This window comes from Streptosporangiales bacterium, from assembly GCA_009379955.1.
Lineage (GTDB): Bacteria > Actinomycetota > Actinomycetes > Streptosporangiales > WHST01 > WHST01.
Genome location: WHST01000061.1, coordinates 14,998 through 37,673, shown reverse-complemented (window position 1 = coordinate 37,673; position 22,676 = coordinate 14,998). Strand labels below are relative to the sequence as shown.

Annotated in this window: 13 protein-coding genes, 2 pseudogenes and 1 riboswitch; of the genes and pseudogenes, 7 read left to right on the top strand and 8 right to left on the bottom strand. The window is 70.6% G+C overall.

Annotated features, from left to right (window positions below):
• Nucleotides 1–137: 137 nt before the first annotated feature.
• The 5 genes from GEV10_18350 to GEV10_18330 form a co-directional block, all read right to left on the bottom strand.
• Nucleotides 138–2,279 carry a hypothetical protein gene (locus tag GEV10_18350; protein MQA80412.1) on the bottom strand — a complete coding sequence of 714 codons (2,142 nt, stop codon included), beginning with the start codon at nucleotides 2,277–2,279 and terminating at the stop codon, nucleotides 138–140.
• A complete protein-coding gene (locus GEV10_18345; protein MQA80411.1) occupies nucleotides 2,276–6,223 on the bottom strand; it encodes a hypothetical protein in 3,948 nt (1,315 codons plus the stop codon). Before GEV10_18345 ends, GEV10_18350 begins: the two co-directional genes overlap by 4 nt.
• 27 nt (nucleotides 6,224–6,250) lie before the next feature.
• Nucleotides 6,251–6,658 (bottom strand): hypothetical protein, encoded by a 408-nt coding sequence (locus GEV10_18340; GenBank protein ID MQA80410.1) that lies wholly within the window; start codon nucleotides 6,656–6,658, stop codon nucleotides 6,251–6,253.
• 49 nt (nucleotides 6,659–6,707) lie between these two features.
• A complete protein-coding gene (locus tag GEV10_18335; GenBank protein MQA80409.1) occupies nucleotides 6,708–7,058 on the bottom strand; it encodes a hypothetical protein in 351 nt (116 codons plus the stop codon).
• A gap of 668 nt (nucleotides 7,059–7,726) precedes the next feature.
• Entirely contained in the window at nucleotides 7,727–10,342 is a 2,616-nt protein-coding gene (locus GEV10_18330; protein MQA80408.1) for an AAA family ATPase, read from the bottom strand.
• A gap of 6 nt (nucleotides 10,343–10,348) precedes the next feature.
• Between GEV10_18330 and GEV10_18325 the strand changes: the two genes are divergently transcribed.
• Nucleotides 10,349–10,717 (top strand): DUF664 domain-containing protein, encoded by a 369-nt coding sequence (locus GEV10_18325; protein ID MQA80407.1) that lies wholly within the window; start codon nucleotides 10,349–10,351, stop codon nucleotides 10,715–10,717.
• A gap of 156 nt (nucleotides 10,718–10,873) precedes the next feature.
• Here GEV10_18325 and GEV10_18320 read toward each other — a convergent pair whose 3' ends face one another.
• Nucleotides 10,874–11,827, bottom strand: a complete 954-nt coding sequence (locus GEV10_18320; protein ID MQA80406.1) for a hypothetical protein — start codon at nucleotides 11,825–11,827, stop codon at nucleotides 10,874–10,876.
• Between GEV10_18320 and GEV10_18315 the strand changes: the two are divergent.
• Nucleotides 11,826–12,034 (top strand): annotated as a pseudogene (locus tag GEV10_18315) (hypothetical protein). The gene GEV10_18320 and the pseudogene GEV10_18315 sit on opposite strands and share 2 nt — an antisense overlap.
• A gap of 403 nt (nucleotides 12,035–12,437) precedes the next feature.
• Here GEV10_18315 and GEV10_18310 read toward each other — a convergent pair.
• Nucleotides 12,438–13,147 (bottom strand): annotated as a pseudogene (locus GEV10_18310) (hypothetical protein).
• Between the two features lie 57 nt (nucleotides 13,148–13,204).
• Nucleotides 13,205–13,747, bottom strand: coding sequence for a histidine phosphatase family protein (locus GEV10_18305; GenBank protein MQA80405.1), 543 nt, complete (start codon nucleotides 13,745–13,747; stop codon nucleotides 13,205–13,207).
• A gap of 61 nt (nucleotides 13,748–13,808) precedes the next feature.
• Nucleotides 13,809–13,927: riboswitch (cobalamin riboswitch) on the top strand.
• Between the two features lie 100 nt (nucleotides 13,928–14,027).
• On the opposite strand from GEV10_18305, the gene GEV10_18300 reads away from it, so the two are divergent.
• The 5 genes from GEV10_18300 to cobO are packed head-to-tail and all read left to right on the top strand — an operon-like array spanning nucleotide 14,028 to nucleotide 22,672.
• A complete protein-coding gene (locus tag GEV10_18300; protein ID MQA80404.1) occupies nucleotides 14,028–14,948 on the top strand; it encodes a cobalamin biosynthesis protein in 921 nt (306 codons plus the stop codon).
• On the top strand, nucleotides 14,945–16,432 hold the full coding sequence (locus GEV10_18295; protein ID MQA80403.1) for a cobyric acid synthase: 1,488 nt from the start codon (nucleotides 14,945–14,947) through the stop codon (nucleotides 16,430–16,432). Before GEV10_18300 ends, GEV10_18295 begins: the two co-directional genes overlap by 4 nt.
• Nucleotides 16,429–20,070 (top strand): cobaltochelatase subunit CobN, encoded by a 3,642-nt coding sequence (gene cobN, locus GEV10_18290; protein MQA80402.1) that lies wholly within the window; start codon nucleotides 16,429–16,431, stop codon nucleotides 20,068–20,070. Before GEV10_18295 ends, cobN begins: the two co-directional genes overlap by 4 nt.
• Nucleotides 20,067–22,058, top strand: a complete 1,992-nt coding sequence (locus GEV10_18285; protein ID MQA80401.1) for a putative cobaltochelatase — start codon at nucleotides 20,067–20,069, stop codon at nucleotides 22,056–22,058. Before cobN ends, GEV10_18285 begins: the two co-directional genes overlap by 4 nt.
• Nucleotides 22,058–22,672, top strand: coding sequence for a cob(I)yrinic acid a,c-diamide adenosyltransferase (cobO, locus tag GEV10_18280; protein ID MQA80400.1), 615 nt, complete (start codon nucleotides 22,058–22,060; stop codon nucleotides 22,670–22,672). Before GEV10_18285 ends, cobO begins: the two co-directional genes overlap by 1 nt.
• Nucleotides 22,673–22,676 lie beyond the last annotated feature (4 nt).

Genomic DNA, 22,676 nt, shown 5'->3' with positions numbered 1-22,676 from the left:
CCCGCCAGGCCGGCCTCGAGCAAGCCCGGCTACACCGGCTTGCCACCCACCGCCAAGAACGACAGACTCAACCCACCCAGAACCCCGACGATGTTGGCTAATCCAACGCCAAAGTGCGTCACGAAGTCAGAAACACGTCAGTCCTTGACGCGCGTCACCCGCATGTTGCCGGACGGGTCACGCAGCGGTCGACGGATCGCGTGTACCAGGCGCAGCGTGCTCGGCGGCGCGGCCAGTGAGTGCATCGCGAGGTCGGGGGAGTTGACCAGACCCGGGTCGCGCCGCGTGTCCAGCCATCGGCTCAGTTGGAAGTACGCCTGGTCGGTGCGCTGCAGCATGGACCTGACGTCCAGGTCGACCGCCTCTCCCTGGGGCAGCCGCACGAGGACGGTGCCGTCGTGGTCGGTTGCCGCGGCCATCACGTCGCCAGGCTGTAACGGCTCGAGCGTCATTGGTACCTCGCCGAGGTCGGGCCAGTCGCCTGGCCAGACGACGCTGCTGCCCTCCGCGGTACCGGCGAGGTGGAAGACGACCCCGTGCGACATCGGGTCGGGCAGCGGCGGCGCACCGTCGAGGCCCAGCCCTCGCCTGAACACGGGCTCCGCCTCCTCCATCGGGCCGTCCAGGCGGCCGTGGTGCTCGGCCAGGGTCAGGGTGGTGTCCGGCGGCCGCAGTCGCCGGTGCGCGTTGTCCGGATACGGCGGGTGTGCGGCAGCGAACGCCGCGGGCGAGACAGCGCGGTCGCTGCGCACCACCAGGGTGTCGAGCGCTCCGCCCGGTCCGAGCGGGCCGGGATCGCCGTCGGCCCGCCTCGGCTGCTCGGGCCGCGGAACGAGCAGCGCGTCCGGAGTCACGAGGTTCGGCGGTGGGACCGGTTCGTGGCGGAGGAAGACGACCGGGTCGGTGCCTAGCGAGTCGACGGGATCGTCGAGGGACAGGCCGCCGCCGGCGAGGTCCGCGACCCGGACGCGCATCTCGTAGGTCTGGCCGAACCGGAGCGGGAGCTGGCTCTGGTCGCCGGGCTCGGTGAACTCCCAGCGGTGGTCGAAGGCCTGCGGTTGTCTGGTGGGTTGGCGGCGCGCTGCCTGTGACGGCATCTCGACGACCGTGGCCCGCTCGTGTGGCCGGAGCGTGCCTAGCCCCCAGCCCGTCCAGCGGGTGACGACCTCGTCCGTGCTGAGCTGGTCGTCCTCGCGGGTGACCGCGAACGGCTTGATGTGGGCGTCCTCGAGCGCTTCGCGGACGACGTCGATCCCGTTCACGGTGTGGGTGGCGCGGCGTGCACCGAGGGGGAACCAGCTACGGCCCCGGGTCCGCGCGTCCACCCGGTAGCCGAGGACGAGGTCGGCGATGCCGAGCACCTCGTCGTCGAGGTCGGCGCCGCGGGCCTGCGACCGTCCGGCCTCGGCGAGCAGGTCCGCGGAGCGCTCCTTGCGCAGCAGCGAGATGCCGGAGGTGCGAGGCGCCGGCATCGTGTCGGTACGTCCGGACGCCTGGGCCGCGCCGAGAGACGCGACACCCTGGTCGATGTCGATGGTCGAGAGGCGCCACCCTGCGACCGGGCGCACGTCGACCATGCCGCCGGCGATCCGCGGCCACGACTCGGACGGGTCCAGGGCCGCAGGGAGGAAGTGCCCGGCCTCGACCATGTAGGCGGTCAGCGGCGACCGCGCGAGCAGATTCCCTCCGGGCCACGTCACCCGCACCTCGCCACGGCCGGGAGCCGGTGTGTCGATGCGCAGGTCGAGGATCAGGCCGAGCGAACGGAGCACGGCGGGCTGGTCGCGGAGTCCGGCCACGATCTCGTGGAAGTCGGCCTGTGCCCGATCCTCGGCGACCGGCTGCGTCCGCCTGGGTGACGGGATCCGTCGGTCGCCGCGGAAGCCGGAGATCACGCCGGTCACGTGTGCGGGGTTGTCGATGTCGGTCGCGGCGTCTGCGTACGCCGTCGTGAGGTCCTGTTCCTCGGCGCTCGACGGGCGCACGACGATCGCGTCCGCGGCCCGTGCCGCTGGCGCCTGCCACGGGAGAACCGTGGTGCCTGGCGGGAAGAACGCCTGCCAGACGTCTGGCCTGGCGGTCCTGACCAGCTCGGCGGAGACAGCCTGACCGTTGACCAGCACCTCGGGTTGGAAGGTGGGCTCGAGGACCCGGTCAGCCCAGTTGCCCAGCTCCAGCAGCCCGGCCTCGTCGAGCTGTGGCACGACCACGACCTGGACGATCGCCTTCCCGTCGGTGACGGCACCTGCCGGCACCGACACCCACACGAGCTCACTCATGCCAGCTCCTCTCGAGCCACGGACGAGTGGTACTGCGCGAACGCCTCGTGGCCGCCACGGTCACCGAGCGCCTGGTGGTCGTCGGGAGACGAACCACCGGCGAACACCCACATCCCGCTGTCGAGCTCGACGTCGAACGACGTGAGCGTCAGGTCGAGCTCGACGACGAGGGTGGCGCGTCCCCACATCGCGTTGTCCTCGGGGTCGTAGGTCAGCTCGAGCCGCAGCTCCACCACGACCGACACCAACCCGAGCAGGTCGACGCTTCCACCCATGCGCAGGAAGCCGGTGAACAACCACTCGTCGTTCGCGTACTGGAGCAGCACACCGCCCATGGCGTGGACCTCGGCGCGTGCGATGCCCAGGTTTACCGCCAGGCTGGCACCGAACTCGAGGCTCGCCTCCAGCTCCTCGATGCCGCCGGCGGAGCCGTCGCCGAGGGCCAGGCTGTTGAGCACGACCCGCACGTAGCCACCACCACCGAACGCCAGGACGCTGACGTTGAACGGGCTCTCCCGGCTGGCGAACCCCAGGACCACGCGTACGCCGGGTGGTCGGAAGGGGATCTCCACGGCCGCGCTGAAGGTGGCGTTGCTCATTCGGAACACGCCGCACGCGACCTCGGGTACCGGCAGCCGGTAGCTCACCAGCACCCCGTCGGCGGACGTGGTGATCGCCGGCAGCGCCGACCCCAGCCCCACCTTCTCCTGGAGCTCGCTGAGGAGCTGCAGTGTGCCGCGGAAGTTCGCGGTGACCGTCCCCACGTCAAGGGCAGGGGGTTCGGCGCCCGACTGAGTGAACGCCAGCGACGAGAAGTGCAGCTCGAGCAACGGTGCGTCGGGTGGCAGCGCGAGCCCCACATTCGTCAGCGTGCTCCGCGTCGACGCCCGTGGTCCGGCCGTGGCGAAGATCTCCAAAGTGGAGGAGTCGTCAGCGATGAGCGGAGCTCCCGGCCGCAACGTGATCGGTCCCCACGTGTAGGTGACCTGCGGGTCCTGCGTGATCGTGGGTGCCTGGCCGAGCAGTTCCTTGTTGATGAGGCTGGGGAGGTCGAGGCCGAGCAGGCCGGCTCCGTGGCCGAGGATCGATGCCGGGTCGAGCTCGCCCGCGGCGTCCCGCACCAGCCCGGCGGCCGCTACCGGGCCTTGCGTCGCGGAGATCACGTCGGCCACGAAGTTCGGCGTTGCTAGTGCACCGACCCGTTCCGCGGCCGCGCCGAGGTCGACCGGTAGCCCGCCGACGATGTCGAGCACGACGTCCTCGACGCGTCGAGCCGGGTCGGGATACCGCACTCTGGCGAGCTCGTCGCGTCCGGTGAGGTGCCTGATCGACGGTAGGCCGAGGTCGGCTGCCCAGTCGTCGGCGTCCTCGGTGTCGGGCCAGCCGAGCGTCGGGCGGAAGGTGCCGTCCTCGGAGGTGGCGCCGAAGTTCAGCGCGTGCACCTCGTGGACGGTGCCGCCAGCTGCCGCATCGGCGGGCCGGAGGTCCAGCTGCACCGCCGGCAGACCGACCTCCCCGGATCCGAGAGCCGTGCGTGCCATCTCCAGCACGCTCGGGTTGCCGAGCGTCGTGAACGGTTCGAGACCCAGCTCGGCGGGCAGGTCCAGATCGACCACGAAGGCGAGTGGCATGGTGAACTCCACGTCGCCGAGCCGTCCGGAGGCCCTGACCCCGAACTGGATCGGGCTGCCATCGTGGACCGGAAGGAACGTGACGTCGAGGTCGGCGCCGAAGCCGCCGGCGGCGAGTGCCTGTTCGATGCGGTGTCGCTCGATGAGCACTTGGATGAAGGCGGCCGCCTCGCGGTAGTCCTCGGCCCGCAGCTCCGCCGACGGGGCCGGCGCGGTCCACAGCCAGCCCATTGCCTGGAGGTCGTAGTCGAGATACGCGAGTCGCTCGTTGAGGGCTGCGATGTCGAGCCTGCGCGGGACTCGCGTCCAGGCAGGTTCGTCGAGTCCGCCGAACGAGGTCGTGGTGAGCTCGACCCGGTGGAACGGGAACGGGGCTGCACCGGCTACGTCCACCACCGGCTCCGTGACGGTGATGACCCGGGTCTTGCGCAGCGCGGCGATGAGTTCGGGGGCCTGGCCCTCGCCTTCGTCGAGTCGCACGCGCCGCTCGGTGTCTTCTGTGTACGTCACCCGGTGGCCGAACGGCATGAGCCGCCCGTGCCACATGGTCGTGACCCGCTGGTCCCTGCCGAGCGTGCAGAGGTGCCGCCAGGTGAAGCCGGCGTGGTCGGCGCGCGCGTCGAGCGTCCCCCCGAGAGCCGACAGCTCGAGACGGGACACCTGGAAGTCGTCGGGAGGCAGGTTTCGGATGACCGATCGACCTGCCGCGGTGAGCGCCATCGGGAACGGGTCGCTGGGACCGACGTCGAGCGGGTCGATCCGCATCGGCGCGCCGTCCCGCCGGTCGATCCTGGTCGACCACAACGCGACGCCGCCGTCGGCCGACGTCTGCGGCTGGTGTGCGTGCAGCATGACCAGGTCCGCGTCGGCCGGAGTCATCGCCAGGTGCCACGGCATCTCGATGACGGTGCCGCGACGGTGTGTCTGGTCCTGCCGTAGGGTCAGGTCTGGGCCGCCGATCTTCTCCAGCAGCCCATCGACGTCGAGCGGGATCGCCGCTCCGTCCGCCACGTCGAACGCGAGCTGCGTGACTCCCGACAGGCTCGCGCGCATCGAGGTCCCTGGGGGGAGCGGCTTGTCGTCAGCGGTCACTTCCTCACCGACGTGCTGCGGAGGCAGTGTGAGCAGCAGGATGGCGTCGGCGCGCGCGAGAAGGACTGGCGCAGGTCCTGGTACGAGATCCATCCGCTCGGCGGACACGCCGAGCAGGACGAGATCCTCGGGCCGGGCCGCAAGGTAGTCGGGTCGAGTGCGGGCGGCAGTGGTCCATTCCTCGTCCACGAGCGGCTGGTCCCACCGCGCCACGTCCCAAGTGCTGAGGTCACGACCGGTGAACCAGTGGGTGAGCACGCCGTTGTCGAAGTAGACGATCGAGTCGTGGGATCGGTCGCGGGCGAGCGCGCTTGGCAACGCATCGGCCTGGCCGTCGAGGACGTCGGCGTTCCACGAGCCTTGCGCCCCGTACTCGTCCGCCGGGTCCCGCCACCAGAAGACCAGGGGACGGCGGTCCTGATCGCGTCCGACGATTTTGTAGCCGCCGGTGACCGGTCCCACCTCCTCGTCGAGGATCGTGCCCGGCAGCCAGGGATGCGTTTGCGGATCGTCGCGGAACCACCGCCGGCCGTGTTCCCACCAGCCCCAGTGGACGACGCCTGCGCCACGACCGGGACCGAAGAGATCGATCCGGATGGCCTCGTCGCGCTGGATCGCGATCACCTCGGGCCAGGCGGGCTCGGGAAGCTCGCTACGTTGCCATCCGTATGTGGCGACGTCGAGGACGAAGTTGCGCAACTGACCGTCCGGCGTCACTCCGTACATGTCGTAGCTGTCGGGAGACGTGATGACGGCCGGCGTCCCGCAGCCCCACTCGTGTATCCGCTCGGTCTGCCAGGTCGCGCCATCGTGCGTCCACTGCCTCAGCGGGCCTGTGACACTTGGTGCGAAGACATCGACGCGACCAGGCGTGTTCGAGACGGCCACAGGGTCGAAGGCGAGGTAGCGCGCGAGGACGGTCCAGCCGCTGAACGCGCCGTCGGCGTCGACCGCCCCCCAGGCGAGCTCGTGCCGGTCCGTGCGGACGAAGACGTCCAGTCGCCCCTCCGCGCCCGAGATTGCGGCCGGACTGCCGATGGCCGTCACACCACGCAGCGGGAACGGGCCGAAGCGCAGGCCGGGGTCCGGCCACTCCTGTTCCTGCCACCGGTAGCGGAGCACCTGGCCGTCCTCGGTGACCACGATCACGCTCAGGTCGTCGAGGGCTGACGAGGCCAGCGCGATCCGGGGACCGGGCACACCAGCGAATGCGTTCGCCATGGACGCTCTCCGTTCGCTCGTCGCGGATTACCCGATGACCGCCAGTCGGTCGATGGCTGCCGTGAACAGCCGAGCGGCCGCGTTGCTGAACGGCTCGTACAACGGTGCCTTCGACTCGGCCAGGCGCTGGTTGGCGAGTCGCTGGAACACCGCCCCGCCGACCAACAGCTCCTGCACCGTCACCGGGTCGGCGAGCAGGTCTTCGACGATCGCATCGAGGTATCGCCGCTTGCCGGCGTCGTCAGGGATGGTCGTGTAGTCGGAGTCCTTGTCCCTGAGCCAATTCGGCTGTATCGGAGGCTGCACCCACTCCAGCACCCACACCTGCAGTACCGGGTCCCACTTCACGACCGGAACCAACTCGGCCGTGGACTCCCACCGCAGATCGAGAATCCTCGTCAAACCGTCTGCTGTGACCTCGAACTTCTCCGGCATCGCAAACTCCTCTTCGGGGTACGGCCCCACCATCCGGGCGGACCGGGGGTCAGGCGTAGCTCGGGACGACGTAGCCAAGCGCCGCCCAGGTCGTTCGGCCGACCTTGCCGTCGACGGCGAAGCCGCCCTGAGCGGCGGCGAGCTCGTTCTCCGCGGTCTGGAAGGAGCGGACGGCGTCGTCGGTTGCCTGGTCGAACGTCCCGTTCTCCGCACAGGGGAAGCCGAGGAAGGTGAGGAACCACTGCAGGCTGCTCACCGAGGTATCACCGTCGAACCCGAGTCCAGCGTGGTCCTGGTCGGTCGCACCGAACGACAGCGTGGGCCGGTTTCCCGGGATGGTGACCTGCAGGTCGGCCGGCTCAATGCCGTCCTTGACCACCCAGGCGGCGTTGCGGAACATGCCGCGGTTCACCGCGTTCCGTTTCCCCAGCCACGCGTTGCTCATGTTGCATTCCCGCACGGCTGTCCACCAGTCGTTTCCCGCGCACGCGGCCCGGAATCTCGGCCAGCGACCGAAGTTGGTTCCCTGCGCCCAGGCCATGCTGAACAGGGCGAGCTGGGCGTCTGCCGGCCATGCGTCCAGCCCGGAGAACTCCGGTGTCTGGCGCAGGTTGTTCTCGAACGCCTGCAGCTTGTTGGCGACCAGGTTGGCGACGCCGTCGTCGGTGAGCCGTAGCTTGGTCACGTTCTCGGCGGCCTGCCAGTTGCCCTTGAGCTCGCGGTTCTGCTTTACACGGTCCCAGTCGGCGGTGACCTCGGCCTCGGTCGCCTCGGTGACCATGTCGGACCTCTGGACGAACGGAGCGCCGTAGTTCCTCGTCTCCCAGGCGGCCGCGGGGGAGTCGATGAGGTTGCCGATCGCGACGGTCACCAGGCCCTCGGAGTCCTGGTACATCCACGGGACCACACCCTCGAGTGGCGAGGAGAACGCGGCGAAGCTGGTGCGGACGCTGTCGTACATGCTGACACCTCGGACGTGGCTCATCGGCAGATCGGCAGGAACAAGACTGTGCCCGCCGCCCGGCACACGACCGAGTAGTCCACTACTCGTTTCCCGGGGCGACCTACTCAGTGGAGGTCGAGCACCTCGACGAAGCCTGCGCGGCTGGACGTGCCCAGCTTGGCGCTCGCCCGATATAGATGGCCCTCGACGGTTCTGACCGAGACGACCAGCCGGTCAGCTATCTCTCGGTTGGAGAGCGCATGCGCCGCCAGGGTCACGACCTCGCGCTCGCGGTCGGTGAGAGGCAGCGGACGGACCGCTGCCTTCAGCGCCGGCGTCTGGGCTCCCTGGCACACCACCTGCAGCCGTGCGGCGCGGGTGGCCGCCGAGAGCCTGGCACCGGGCCGGCCCCGTCGCTGGTACGCGCCGGCCGCCTGGGCCGCGGCGTCCGCGGCGCTGAGCAGATCCCCCATCTGCTCGAAGTCGCGCGACGCCTGCAGCAGCCCTTCTCCGTCGTCACCGGCGAGAGCCGCGGCATGCCGAGCCGCCGCAGGCGCACGCGGGCCCGCTACTCGTGGCGCCAGTTGGCTGAGCACTCCCGCGACGTCGCGGTCACCGAAGCGGACCGCCGTCGCCAGCGCGAACATCTGATGAGCGACGTCGTCGTGCACGGCGGCCCAGCGCGCGGCCTCGTGCGCGATCTCGATCGCTGCGCTCAGGGCTCCCTCGACCGCGGCCAGCCACGCGCGGGAGAGCAGCACGTCAGGCTCTACCCAGACGTGCCCCGGGTGGCGCACCAGCTCTACCCGGCGGGCGTCCTCGGCCGCTGCCGCCGTGTCGCCGGCGATGGCATGCGCGATCGTGAGCGCGACGCCAGTGTGGAAAGCCCAGCCGGACGTGTCCGCTCCGGCGAGCCCGGAGCACGCCCGCGTCAGGCCGTCGATGCTGGTGCGGACGTAGCCTCGCGCGAGCGCGGCCTCAGCGGCGAGTCCCTGGCCCATGAGGGCTGGCTGGTGCAGGCCGGCGTCGATCTCGGCCAGTCGAGCATGTACCAGTCGTTCGGCCTCCTTGACGTACCCCGCGAGCCGAAGTCCCACCAGCTCGAAGTAGACGATGCCAAGGCGCGGCAGCGACGAGTCGTACGATGTCGCGCCGACCGTCCATGCTCGCTCGCCGTACTCCTCGATCTCGTCCGCACGCCCGAGCATGCCCAACCCACCTACCAGACCCCACAGGCTGAAGACGACGGTCTGTGGCGGCAGCTCGTCCGCTCGGATGGCCCGACTCGCCAGCTCGACAGCGTGCCTGGGCCTGCCGAGGCACACCTCGAATACCGCCTTCAGGGGATCGAACATGGCTCGGCTGGCCGGGCTGCGCAGTGCGCGCTCCGCGTCCGCGATCATAGAGCGGGCCTCGTCCGGCTGACCGAGCATGAAGAAGACGTGCCCGGCGGACGCGACGCTCGCCCGGACCTGGTCCAGGTCGGTCTGTGCCTGCGCGCGTGCGGCGACCAGTGTGTCGTACGCCTCGACCGCACGGTTGCCGAAGCCCTGTGCATAACCGAGGCGCAACAGCGCCTCCGGCCCACCACCGCCGTTCACCGCGGCGCGGGCGAGTCGCTGGCCGAGCGGGAAGTCGAAGAGGTGCAGGGCAACGTCCGCCGCCGCCGTGAAGAGATCCGGGTTGCCCGGCAGATCGGAGTCGAGACACAGCACGGCTCTGCGTAGGAGTTGGCCCGGGCCCTCCGCAGGACGCTGCGACATGGCGTTCACGACGGCCCCCCGCAGCCGGCGCGCTCGGACCTGCCCGATCCGCCCGCGCCGGACCTCGCCGTACATCGGATGCCCGAGCTGCGCGCAGAGGCCGTCGGCGGTCTGGTCGACCACGACGACGCCGGACGCCTCGGCGGCCTCGAGCGCTCGGACTTCGACGATCGTCGCGAGCAGGTCGACGTCGAGGACGCCGCCGACGGCCAGCAGGTCGAGCACGTCGCGGGCGGGTCCCGACACACTCGACAGGCTGCGACCCACCAGATCGACGAGCTCGGGAGAGGCCTCGAAGCCACCCTGCCACCGCCACACACCGTCGGACCTCGCGAGCCGGCTGGACTGGAGCTCGCCGTGGACCACATGGCGCAGGTACAACGGGTTGCCCCTGGTGAGCGCGAACAGAGCCCTCGCGCTGCGAGCGTCGACCGGACCGTCGAGGACGCGCTCGAGCAGGTCGCCCGTCTCGGACGCGCACAGTGGCTGGATCTCCAGTCTCTCGAGATGCCCTTCCTTCCAGATCGCGGCGAGCGCGTCCGGCGCGGGTTCCCCAGACCGCATAGTCAGCAGCGTCGTCACGCGCCGCTGGGACACGAGCTGGAGCAGGAGCGCCGCACTGAGGTTGTCCAAGAGATGCGCGTCATCGACCCCGACCACGACCCCCGTGTGCCGTCCGGGCTCCGCGAGGACATCGGCCGCGCGCCGGAAGACACTGAACGGGTCTCCCTCCAGGTCCCCGAGCACAGCGGCGAAGGCTCCGAGGGGGATCTCCTGTGAGCAGGCGGTAGCTGGCAACCAGTACGTGCGAGCACCTCGTGCCTCGGCGGTGGCCACGGCCTCCTGGGCAAGCCTGGTCTTCCCGACCCCGGCAGCCCCGGAGAGGACGATCCCGCACGGGCCGCCGGCGCGCTGGAGCGAGCCCTGGACCACCGCCAGCTCCTCGGCCCGACCGGTAAGCGCCCACAACCCCTGCATGACTGGATGCTAATGACCGAGGGAACAGATGGGAGGAGATTGGAAAAGCCGACGAGCCGCGTAACCACCCACCCAAACCCGCTGCTCGACAGGCACGTTCGGTGGCAACGACGACGAGGTGGCGCATGTGGTCCGACCTCCCGTCGCCGTCGGCCACGAGCTGCGCCTCCGCCGCCGGCATCCGGCACAGGCGGTTGCGGACGGATGCGACGACCACGCGCCTCGTCGTCGCGGCAGCCGTCGTCAGCGGTCCCGTCAGCTGCCGGGCACCTCGTGCGCTCGGTGTTGCACCACATGATCGCGGAGTACGCCAGGCACTGCGGGCACGGCGACATCATCCGAGAGACGATCCTCCCTAACCGGCTGCCGTCCTAGCCCGGCGCGTCGGGGGAGTGGTGAGATGGACCTGGTCCTGCTCATAACCCAGAGGTCGCAGGAGGCACTGAATGGGCAGCTCCACTGGCCAGCCTGTGCCGTTGCGTAAACTACTTCCGTCGTCCACCAGCGGTCCATGGAGTGATCGCTGACGGGTCATCTCATGGCATCGTCCGGTCGACCTGTCGGTGGTCTCCACAGGCCTCCAGGCAGGTAACTGCTGACGAGGTGTTCGGTGGCTGGGTCGGGGTCGATGTCGAGGTCGGCGAGCTTGTTCTGTAGGTGTCTGTACAGGCGGCGGATCGCGTCGGTGCGGCCGAGCTCGCCGAGGAGTCGGATGCTGCGCTGGTAGAGGTCTTCGTTGTAGGAGTCGAGTGCGAGTGCATGCTCGAGGGTCGTGACGGCTTGCTGTGTCTCGCCGCTGTGTTCGTGTTCTTCGGCGAGGCGGGCGTAGGCGTCGACGGCTTGGCGGTGCAAGGATTCGCGTAGCGGTTCTGCCCATTCATAGGTGTGGCCGTCGGTGAGGTCGCCGTTGTAGTCGCCGAGGGCAGCGGCCAGTGCCTTCGTCGGATCGTCGCCGTCGACGGTGTGGAGGTGGTGGGTGAACCGCCAGAGGTCGACGTCGATCGTCTCCGAGTCGAGGCGGTAGCGGTCCGCGCTGTAGGTGACGAACTGTTTGTTGCTCGTGCCGGTGGCGTCGCGGAGGGTCTTGCGGATGTTGCCGATGGCGGCGCGGAACTGGTTGGCGGCGCGTTCGGGGTCGTCTGTGTGGTGCCCCCGGCATGGGTGCCCCCGGCAGGAGCCCACACAGACGGTCCCGCGTCCGACCTGGGCGTTCTCGTCGGTCGGCTGGTGATCGAGGGCCACTTCGACCCGAGGGTCGGGAACTAGCCACGAGTATGCCAAAGGTTCGCAACGACCTGGGATTGAACGCGAACGAGGCTCGCACACATCTGCAAGTAGTCGTCGGCCAGTCGCGTTCGGCGGCCTCGACCGCCAGCTGAAGGGTGACGCCGAGCCCTTGCCCAGGACCGCCCTTCTGACTGCGGCTCCGGCCGATACTAGATGAATGATTCCTTGAAGGGCCTGGTGCGCGTCGTGGCCGAGGATGTGGGCGGAGGGTGTTCAAGTTCGATGTGTGAGCAAAGATCTGAACACCCCTCTAACCGCACTTTACGCATTGATCAACGATTACGTGGTTCCGCCTCGAGTCGTTCGCGGCCGTCGCCGGTGCTATCCGACAGCGAGTTGATCACCTTGGCGGTGGCTCAGGCGTTGCTGGGGTTTCGCTCCGAGCGCCGCTGGATCAGGCGTGTGCGGGCCAGTCCGACATGTTCCCGTACCTCCCAAGCAGCCCGGCTACCGCAAGCGGCTCAAGCGTACAGAACCGTTGCTGTGCAAGGCGATCCTCGTGCTGGCCAGGTGCTGCCCGTCATGGTTCGACGATGTGTGGATGACCGATGCAACCCCGCTGCCGTGTGGTACCTCACGGGAGACGGCGAAACGTTCAGACCTGGCCGGTCACGCCGGCTACGGTTACTGCGCCTCGCACTCCCGCTACTACTGGGGGCTCAAGGTCTACCTGGTCTGCTCCGGGGACGAGATGCCGATCATGTGGTGCCTGGCCCACCCCAAGATCAGGGAACGCGAAGTGGTGGTTGTGTCGGTGGACCGTATCGACCGCTGCGCACACATCTTCCACCAACCGAAACGGCTGCCGTTAGTGCAGACGCCCGAAGATCGAACCACGGACAGGAGCCCATCGACGGTCCCACGTCTGACCTGCGCCTTCTCGCGCGGGGATCGCGTTGGTGTCCTGGGCGTGCTGACCGAGCTTGTCGAGCTTCCGGCCGCGCTTGAACCCCGGCGTGTCCCGCTCGACCACCAGGAGACTGAAGCCCTTGGCACCCGCGGCTGGGTCGGTCTTGGCGACGACGATGACCACGTCGGAGTGGATGCCGTTGGTGATGAAGGGCTTCTGCCCGTTGACGACCCAGTCGGAGCCGTCCCGGGGAGCAGTGGTGGGGCCGCCCCGAGGTCGCTCCTGTGCCCGCTTCGCTCATCGCGATCGCCGTCACCAGCTGCCCGGCGCAGAAGCCGGGCGGCAAGCGTTCCTGCTGCTCTGGCGTGGCCAGATCCAGCAGGTAAGGCTGGACGACGTCGTTGTGCAATCGAAGCCGGACGCGATCGCGGGCGCGCCGGCCTGAGCGAGCTCCTCGACGAGCGCGACGTTGTACCGAAGTCCGGTGTACCGCCGCCGCCGTACTCCACGGGTACGGCCATACCCAGCAGGCCCTGCCTTCCGCGTGGCTCCACAGCTCCCGATCGACGATGCGAGGACTCCCACCGTTCGTAGTTCGGCTCGATGTTGCGCGCGATGAACTCACGGACCGAGTCGCGAAAGAGGAGGTGATCGGCAAGTACGTCCAAGGCGACATCTCTGCGGCGGAGAAGCTGGCCAGCAACTCCAGCTCGTGCACGACGCTGTCACCCGACACCGACGGTCGTCACGGAGCCGTTCGGCAGGGCGGACCAGTCGACGTCGCGTGGTCCGTGACCGCGCAGGTACGCGAGAGCGATGCGGATCGTGTCACCGTGGCTGACGAGAACGATGTCACCCTCGCCCCGGTCGGAGAGCAGCTCCCGCAGGTACGCGCCGACGCGTGCATGGACGTCCACCACACTCTCGCCGCCGCCCCAGCGGACGGAGCTGACGTGCCGCCCCGGCGACGTCGTCTCAGGCACCAGCTCAGCGGCCAGGCGTCCCTCGAGCGAGCCGAGTGACTGTTCCCGCAGGCGCGGTTCGAGCATGGGCGTGAGTCGTAGGGTCCGCCCGACGATCTCGGCCGTCTGCAGTGCGCGGGTCAGGTCGCTGGTGACCAGCAGGCGCGCGTCGCGGCCGGCGAGCTCGCCTGCCGCCGAATGCGCTTGCTCACGTCCGGCGGCGGTGAGCGGAACGTGCGGTGTCTGCCCCTGTACCCGTCCCTCGACGTTCCACGTGCTCTCCCCGTGGCGGACGAAGTGCAACACGAGGGGAGGCTATCGAGCGGTGAGACGGCGGCTTGACGGTACGTCGCCGCTTGTGGTGTTCTTCCAAGCGTCCGTCGACGGCATGTGGAGGAAGTCGGTGCGAGTCCGACGCGGTCCCGCCACTGTCACCGGTCCAGCGACCGGGAGCCAGGAACTCCGGCCGTCGAGCACTTCGTTTGGGGCGTGGATACCCCGAGGAAGGATGAGTGCGCATGGCCGTATGCGACTCTCGAGTGTTACTCGTTCCCCGCTTCGCTGAGGTGATTCCGACGCCGCGTCGATGACGCGGCGGTCCGAGCGTGCGCTCGGGCTGTTGTTCGGATCCGCCCTCGACCTGCTGATCGCCGACCCGCGTCGGGCTCATCCGGTCGCGGCGTTCGGTGGTGCGGTCACTGCTGCCGAGCGCCGGTTCTGGGCGGACGAACGCGCTCGTGGTGCACTCTTCACGCTCGCCTTCGCGGGTGGGGTCGCCGTGCTCGGCGTCCTCGTCGAGCGTGCGGGCAGGGGTGTCGCTGTCGCGCTCTCGACGTGGGCGGTGCTGGGTGGTACGACGCTGGCACGCGAGGGTTCCGCAATGGGCGACCTGCTGGGTCGCGACGACGTACCAGCCGCGCGCGACCGTATCGGCCACCTCTGCGGACGTGATCCCGAAGGTCTCGACCGCGACGGGTTGACCAGGGCGACGGTCGAGTCGGTCGCGGAGAACACCTCGGACGCCGTGGTCGCGCCACTTCTGTGGGGCGCCGTCGCGGGCGTTCCCGGCCTGCTCACGTACCGAGCGGTCAACACGCTCGACGCGATGATCGGCCACCGCGACGACAGGTACGCGCGGTTCGGCTGGACGGCCGCGCGGCTCGACGACGTCGCGAACTATGTGCCGGCCAGGGTGACGTGCCTGCTGACCGCTCTGCTCGCGCCGCTGGTCGGTGGCAGTACGCCGCGTGCCTTGCGTGCGGTGCGCAGGGACGCGTCCGCGCATCCGAGCCCCAACGCGGGTCCGGTCGAGGCCGCGTTCGCCGGCGCGCTCGGCGTACGGCTCGGTGGCACGAACGTGTACGGCGGGCGCGTGGAGATCCGAGGTGTGCTCGGCGACGGGCATCCGCCCACGGTCGACGACATCGACCGTGCGGTTCGCCTGTCACGTCTCGTGGGTGTCGCGGCACTCGCCATTGCCGTCGCCGTCAGCTGGAGGCGTCGATGAGTAACGGGTTGCTGGTGGCGGGCACGACGTCGGACGCCGGCAAGAGTGTCGTCACCGCCGGCATCTGTCGTTGGCTGGCCCGGGAGGGCGTCAAGGTCGCGCCCTTCAAGGCGCAGAACATGTCGCTGAACTCGGTCGTCACGCGCGACGGCGCCGAGATCGGCAGGGCGCAGGCGATGCAGGCGGCCGCGGCGGGCATCGACCCGGAGGGTGCGATGAACCCGGTGCTGTTGAAGCCCGGCGGCACGCACACCCAGGTGATGCTGCTCGACACCCCCGTCGCGGAGGTCGACGCGCTGTCGTACCGGGACCTGAAGCCGCGCCTGCAGGAGGCGGTGCTCGGCTGCCTCGCCGACCTGCGCGCGCGGTTCGACGTCGTCGTCTGCGAGGGCGCGGGCAGTCCCGCGGAGATCAACCTGCGCGACCGCGACCTCGCCAACATGGGTCTCGCCCGTGCCGCCGACCTGCCCGTGCTCGTGGTCGGCGACATCGACAGGGGCGGCGTGTTCGCCGGCATGTACGGCACGGTCGCGTTGCTGGACGAGGCCGACCAGCGGCTCGTGGCCGGCTTCGTCGTGAACAAGTTCCGTGGCGACGCACGGTTGCTCGAGCCGGGCCTGGACATGCTGCACCGGTTGACCGGACGCTGTGTCGTCGGCGTGCTGCCGTGGGTGCACGGCCTCTGGTTGGACGCCGAGGACTCGCTCGACCTCGCCGGCGAACGCGGCGTCGAGGCGACCGCGCCCGCGGGCGACGACGTGCTGCGGGTCGCCGTCGTGCGGTTCCCGCACATCAGCAACTTCACCGACGTCGACGCGCTCGGCGCCGAGCCTGGAGTCGTCGTCCGCTTCGTTACCAGGCCGGAGGAGCTGCACGACGCCGACCTCGTCGTGCTGCCTGGGACGCGTGCGACCGTCAGCGACCTCGGCTGGCTGCGTGACCGTGGCCTCGCCGAGCCGCTCGCGCGACGCGCGGCGGCCGGCAGGCCGGTGCTCGGCATCTGCGGCGGCTACCAGATGCTGGCGGGCGAGATCCACGACGACGTGGAGAGCGGCGCCGGCGTCGTACCCGGGCTCGGGCTGCTGCCGGCCGTGACACGGTTCGGCACGCGCAAGGTCCTCGGCCGCACCGCGGGCTCGGCGTTCGGCGAACCCGTGGAGGGATACGAGATCCACCACGGTGTCGTCGAGGCGACGGGCGGCGACGACTTCCTCGGCGGTTGCGCGGTGGGCGCTGTCCGCGGCACGACCTGGCACGGCGTGCTCGAGTGCGACGCCTTCAGGCGCGCGTTGCTGCGCACAGTCGCCGCCGAGGCCGGACGCAGGTTCGTCGCGGGCGACGTGACGTTCGCCGAGGTGCGGGAACGCCGGCTGGACGTGCTCGGTGACCTGGTCGCCGAGCACATGGACACCGAGGCGCTGTCGCGGCTGCTCGACCAGGGCCCGCCGAGCGACCTGCCCTGCCTACCACCGGGAGCACCATGATCGTCCTGCTCTCCGCCGCGGACACCGACCTGCTGGCGGCCAGGTCGAGCGGTGCGCCATGGCGGCTGGCAAACCCTGCACGCACCGAGCCTGGCGACGTGCCCGCGTTGCTCGACGGCGCGTACTGCGTGGTCGTCCGTCTGCTCGGCGGCAGCCGCAGCTGGGAGCAGGGTCTGCGTGGGGTGCTCGACTCCGGTCTGCCGGTGGTGGTGCTGAGCGGTGAGTCCGCGCCGGACGCCGAGCTGATGGCGCTGTCGACCGTTCCTGCGGGCGTCGCGAAGGAGGCGCTCGCGTACCTGCGAGAGGGCGGGCCGGACAACCTGGCGCAGTTGGCCGGCTTCCTGTCCGACACGATCAGGCTCACCGGCGAGGGCTTCGAGCCGCCCAGGGCCCTGCCGACGTGCGGCGTGCACGGCGAACGCGAGCAGCGCGCCGACCGCCCGACGGTCGGCATCGTCTTCTACCGCGCGCACGCGGTCTCCGGCAACGTCGGCTTCGTCGAGACGCTCGCCGATGCCGTCGAGGCGGCGGGCGCCAACGCGTTGCCCGTCTATTGCGGTTCGCTGCGTTCCGCGGACGCCGAGGTGTACGACCTGCTCGGCGGCCTCGACGCGCTCGTCGTCACCGTCTTGGCCGCCGGCGGTGCCGTGGCAGGCGACGCGACGGCGGGCGGTGACGAGGACGGTTGGGACGTCGGCGCGCTCGCGTCGCTGGACGTGCCCGTCGTCCAAGGGCTCTGCCTCACCTCGTCGCGGCAGACGTGGCTCGCGTCGGACGCCGCGCTCACGCCCATGGACGCCGCGATGCAGGTGGCGATACCGGAGTTCGACGGCCGCCTGGTGACGGTGCCGTTCTCGTTCAAGGAGACCGGTGAAGGCGACGTGCCCGTCTACGTCGCCGACGAGGAACGCGCCGCGCGCGTCGCCGGCATCGCCGTGCGCTACGCCCGGCTGCGGTACGTGCCGAACGCGGACAAGCGGCTCGCGGTGGTGCTGTCGTCGTACCCGACGAAGCACGCCAGGGTCGGCAACGCCGTCGGTCTCGACACGCCCGCGTCCGCCGTCGTCCTGCTGCGCGCCCTGCGAGAGGCCGGCTACGACCTCGGCGACGGCTTCCCCGAGGACGGCGACGAGCTCGTGCACCGGCTGATCGCCGCGGGTGGTCACGACGTCGAGTGGCTGACCGAGCAGCAGCTCGCCGTCGCGCCGTTCCGCGTGCCGCTCGCCGACTACCAGCGCTGGTTCGCCAGGCAGCCCACAGCGCTACGTGAGACCGTACGTGGGCACTGGGGCGATCCGCCGGGCGAGCTGTACGTCGACGGTGGTGAGATCGTGCTCGCGGCGCTGCGGTTCGGCAACGTCGTGCTGATGATCCAGCCGCCGCGCGGGTTCGGCGAGAACCCGGTGGCGATCTACCATGACCCCGACCTGCCGCCGAGCCACCACTACCTCGCCGCGTACCGATGGCTAGACGAGACGTTCGGCGCCGACGCCGTCGTGCACCTCGGCAAGCACGGCACGCTGGAGTGGTTGCCCGGCAAGGGACTCGGGCTCTCCGCGGACTGCGCACCCGACGCCGTGCTCGGCGACCTGCCGCTGGTCTACCCGTTCATCGTGAACGACCCCGGCGAGGGCACTCAGGCGAAGCGACGCGCACACGCCACCGTGGTCGACCACATGATCCCGCCGATGGCGCGTGCGGACACCTACGGCGACCTGGCGAAGCTCGAGCAGCTGCTCGACGAGTACGCGACCGTCCAGGCGCTCGACCCGGCGAAGCTGCCCACCGTCCGCGCGCAGGTCTGGTCGCTGATCCAGGCGGCGCAGCTGCACCACGACCTGCACCAGGACGAGGTGCCGGGCGAGGACGAGTTCGACGACTTCGTGCTGCACGTCGACGGCTACCTGTGCGAGGTCAAGGACGTGCAGATCCGGGACGGGCTGCACATCCTGGGCAACGCACCCGCCGGCGAGCAGCGCGTCGACACCGTGCTCGCGGTGCTGCGCGCGACGCAGGTGTGGGGCGGCCGCGCGGCGCTGCCGGGTCTGCGCGCGGCGCTCGCCGCCGGCTTCGGTCTCGACGAGCGCGCGCTGCTCGCCGGTGCCGGTGCTCACGTGGACGTGCCCGCCGCGCTCGTCGAGCTGGTCGAGGGGCCGAGCGTGACGGGTGCCGACGCGGTCGACCTGGTCGAGACGTTGGCGCGGCAGCTCGTCGCGAGCATGGACACCAGCGGCTGGGACGCGGGCAAGGCGGCCGCCGTGACCGCCGAGCTGCTCGGCCGCGACGTGCCGGACGTGGTGCGCGTGCTGGAGTTCGCCGCCGCCGAGGTGGTGCCACGGCTCGAGCGCACCACCGACGAGGTCGCCAACCTGTTGCACGCGCTCGACGGTGGCTACGTGCCCGCGGGACCGTCGGGTTCTCCCACCCGCGGCCTGGTCAACGTGCTGCCCACGGGCCGCAACTTCTACTCCGTCGACCCGAAGGGCGTCCCCTCGCGCAACGCGTGGGACGTCGGCGCCGCGCTCGCCGACTCGCTGGTCGACAGGCACGTCGCGGACACGGGGGAGTACCCGCGGTCCGTCGGACTCACCGTCTGGGGCACGTCGGCGATGCGTACCCAGGGCGACGACATCGCGGAGGTACTCGCGCTGCTCGGCGTTCGGCCGGTGTGGGACGACGCGTCGCGACGGGTCACCGGCATCGAGGTGACGCCACTCGCCGAGCTCGGCAGGCCGCGGATCGACGTGACCGTGCGCATCTCCGGCTTCTTCCGCGACGCGTTCCCGCACGTCGTCGCGATGCTCGACCAGGCGGTGTGTGCCGTCGCCGACCTCGACGAGCCCGCCGAGGACAACTACGTGCGCGCGCATGTCACCGAGGACGAACGAACGCACGGCGACAGGCGCCGCGCCACCACACGCATCTTCGGGTCCAAGCCCGGCGCGTACGGCGCGGGCCTGCTGCCGTTGATGGACGCGCGCAACTGGCGTACCGATGCCGACCTCGCCGAGGTGTACGCAGTGTGGGGCGGCTACGCGTACGGGCGGGGCCTGGACGGTCGCGACGCCCGTGCCGACATGGAGAGCGCGTTCCGGCGCATCTCGGTCGCGGCGAAGAACCAGGACACCCGCGAACACGACATCGTCGACTCCGACGACTACTTCCAGTTCCACGGCGGCATGGTCGCGATGGTCAGGCAGCTCACCGGCAGCTCGCCGGCGGCGTACGTCGGGGACTCCGCGGTACCTGACCAGGTGCGCACGCGGACACTCGCCGAGGAGACCAAGCGCGTCTTCCGCGCCCGTGTCGTCAACCCGCGGTGGATGCAGGCGATGCAGCGGCACGGCTACAAGGGCGCGTTCGAGCTGGCCGCCACCGTCGACTACCTCTTCGGCTACGACGCGACCGCGGGCGTCGTCGACGACTGGATGTACGAGCAGCTCGCGTCGTCTTACGTGTTCGACGAGCAGATGGCTGACTTCATGCGCCGCTCCAACCCGTGGGCGATGCGCGGCATCGCGGAACGGCTGCTCGAGGCCGCGGAGCGTGGGCTGTGGGCCGAGCCGGACGCGGACACCTTGGAGCAGCTGCGGGAGACATACCTGGAGCTCGAAGGCGATCTGGAAGGGGACGGATGAACTACCCGCTCAGCGCGATCGTCGGGATGGACGACTCGCGCCTCGCCCTGGTGCTCAACGCGGTGTCGCCGGCGATCGGCGGCGTCCTCGTCCGGGGGGAGAAGGGCACGGCGAAGTCGACGATGGTGCGCGCACTGACCGCGGTGCTGCCAGGCGTCGACGTGGTCGGCGGGTGCAGGTTCTCCTGCGACCCGGCGGCTCCCGACCCTGACTGCGTCGACGGCCCGCATGGCGTCGTCGATACCGACGTGCGGTCCGCGCGCCTGGTCGAGCTGCCCGTGGGCGTGAGCGAGGACCGGGTGGTCGGCTCGCTGGACGTGGAACGCGCGCTCACCGAAGGCGTCAAGATGTACGAGCCCGGCCTGCTCGCGGCCGCGCACAGGGGCGTGCTCTACGTCGACGAGGTCAACCTGCTGCACGACCACGTGGTCGACCTGCTGCTCGACGCCGCCGCGCTCGGCACCGCGTACGTGGAACGCGAGGGCGTCTCGGTGCGGCACGCCGCGCGGTTCCTGCTCGTCGGCACGATGAACCCGGAAGAGGGCGAGCTGCGTCCGCAGCTGCTCGACCGGTTCGGCCTCACCGTCGACGTCGCCGCGCCCAAGGACACCGAGAGACGTGCCGAGGTGGTCAGGCGCCGGCTCGCTTACGATGCCGACCCGGTCGCGTTCGCACGTTCGTGGGAGGCGGCCGAGGACGAGCTCGCGCAACGGATCGTCGAGGCGAGGCGCCTGTTGCCGGCCGTGGTGCTGACGGACGCGGCGCTGCGCCAGGTCGCCTCGGTGTGCGCGGCATTCGACGTCGACGGTCTGCGCGCCGACATCGTCACGACGCGGGCGGCGCTCGCGCACGCGGCGTGGCACGGCAGGTCCGAGGTGACGGCCGACGACGTCAGAGTCGCGGCGCGGCTCGCGCTGCCACACCGTCGCAGGCGTAACCCGTTCGACGCGCCCGACCTGGACGAGGAGCACCTCGACCAGGCGCTGGCCGAGGCCGCCGACGACCCCGACCCGGACGGCGACGGGCCGGGTGGCGGCCGGCGCACCGAGGACTCCGACGGCGACGATCCCGGTTCCGGCGGACCGTCGTCTGCGGAGACGCCGGCGGGCGACGGCGCCGACCCGGCGAGCCACGAGGCGGAGCCTGCGTCGGCGCCCGCCGCCGCCTCGACGGCCGCGCCTGGTGCGACGTTCGCCGTGCGACGGCTCGAGGTACCGGGCGTCGGCGAGGGTGCCGCCGGCCGGCGGTCGCGGGCCTCGACCGAGCGAGGGCGGGTCACCGGTTCCCGAGCGCCGCGCGGCCGGGTGACGCGGCTCCATGTGCCCGCGACGCTTGCGGCCGCGGCGCCGTACCAGCACTCCCGTGGCAGGACCGGACCCGGCCTGCTGCTGCGACGCGACGACCTGCGGGAGGCGAGGCACGAGGGCAGGGAGAGCAACCTGGTGCTGTTCGTCGTCGATGCCAGCGGGTCCATGGCGGCACGGGCGCGGATGGGCGCGGTCAAGGGCGCCGTGCTGTCGCTGTTGCTCGACGCGTACCAGCGGCGCGACAAGGTCGGCCTGGTGACGTTCCGCGGCACGAGCGCGGAGACCGCGCTGCCGCCGACGTCCTCGGTCGACGCTGCCGCGGCGCGGTTGACGGTGCTGCCGACCGGTGGCCGCACGCCGCTGGCCGCTGGTCTCGTACGCGCGCACGACGTGTTGCGCGTCGAACGACTGCGCGACCCGGCCCGCCGGCCGCTGCTCGTGCTCGTCACCGACGGGCGCGCGACCGGTGGCACCCGCCCGCTCGACGCCGCGTACGACGCGGCGGGCCTGCTCGTCGCCGCGGACGTCGCGAGCGTCGTCGTCGACTGCGAGTCAGGGCCGGTGCGGCTCGGTCTCGCGGGGACGTTGGCCGGCGCGCTGGGCGGCAGCGTGCTGCGGCTCGACGAGCTCGCCGCGCAGTCGTTGGCGTCCACCGTCCGAGCCGTCAAGGAGGCTGCCTGATGCCACAGGGGAAGCCGCTCGTCGTCCCCGACGACGGGCTCACCACGAGACAGCGCAGGCACCGTCCGCTCCTGATCGTGCACACCGGCGAGATGAAGGGCAAGTCGACGGCCGCGTTCGGGCTCGCGTTGCGGGCGTGGAATCAGGGCTGGCCGATCGCGGTGTTCCAGTTCGTCAAGAGCGCGAAGTGGAAGGTCGGCGAGGAGGCGGCGCTGCGTGCGCTCGGCCGGGTGCACGAGCAGACGGGGGAGGGCGGCACCGTCGCCTGGCACAAGATGGGCGAGGGGTGGTCCTGGATCAGGCACCGCGGCTCGACGGACGACCACGCCGCCGACGCCCGTGAGGGCTGGGCACAGGTCAAGCGCGATCTCGCCGCGGAGGCATACCGGTTCTACGTGCTCGACGAGTTCACCTACCCGATGAAGTGGGGCTGGGTGGACGTCGACGATGTCGTGACGACGCTGCGCGACCTGTCCGGCCAGCAACACGTCGTCGTCACCGGACGCAACGCCGACCCACGCCTCGTCGAGGCGGCCGACCTGGTCGTCGAGATGACGAAGGTCAAGCACCCGATGGACGCGGGCCAGAAGGGCCAGCGGGGGATCGAGTGGTGACTCG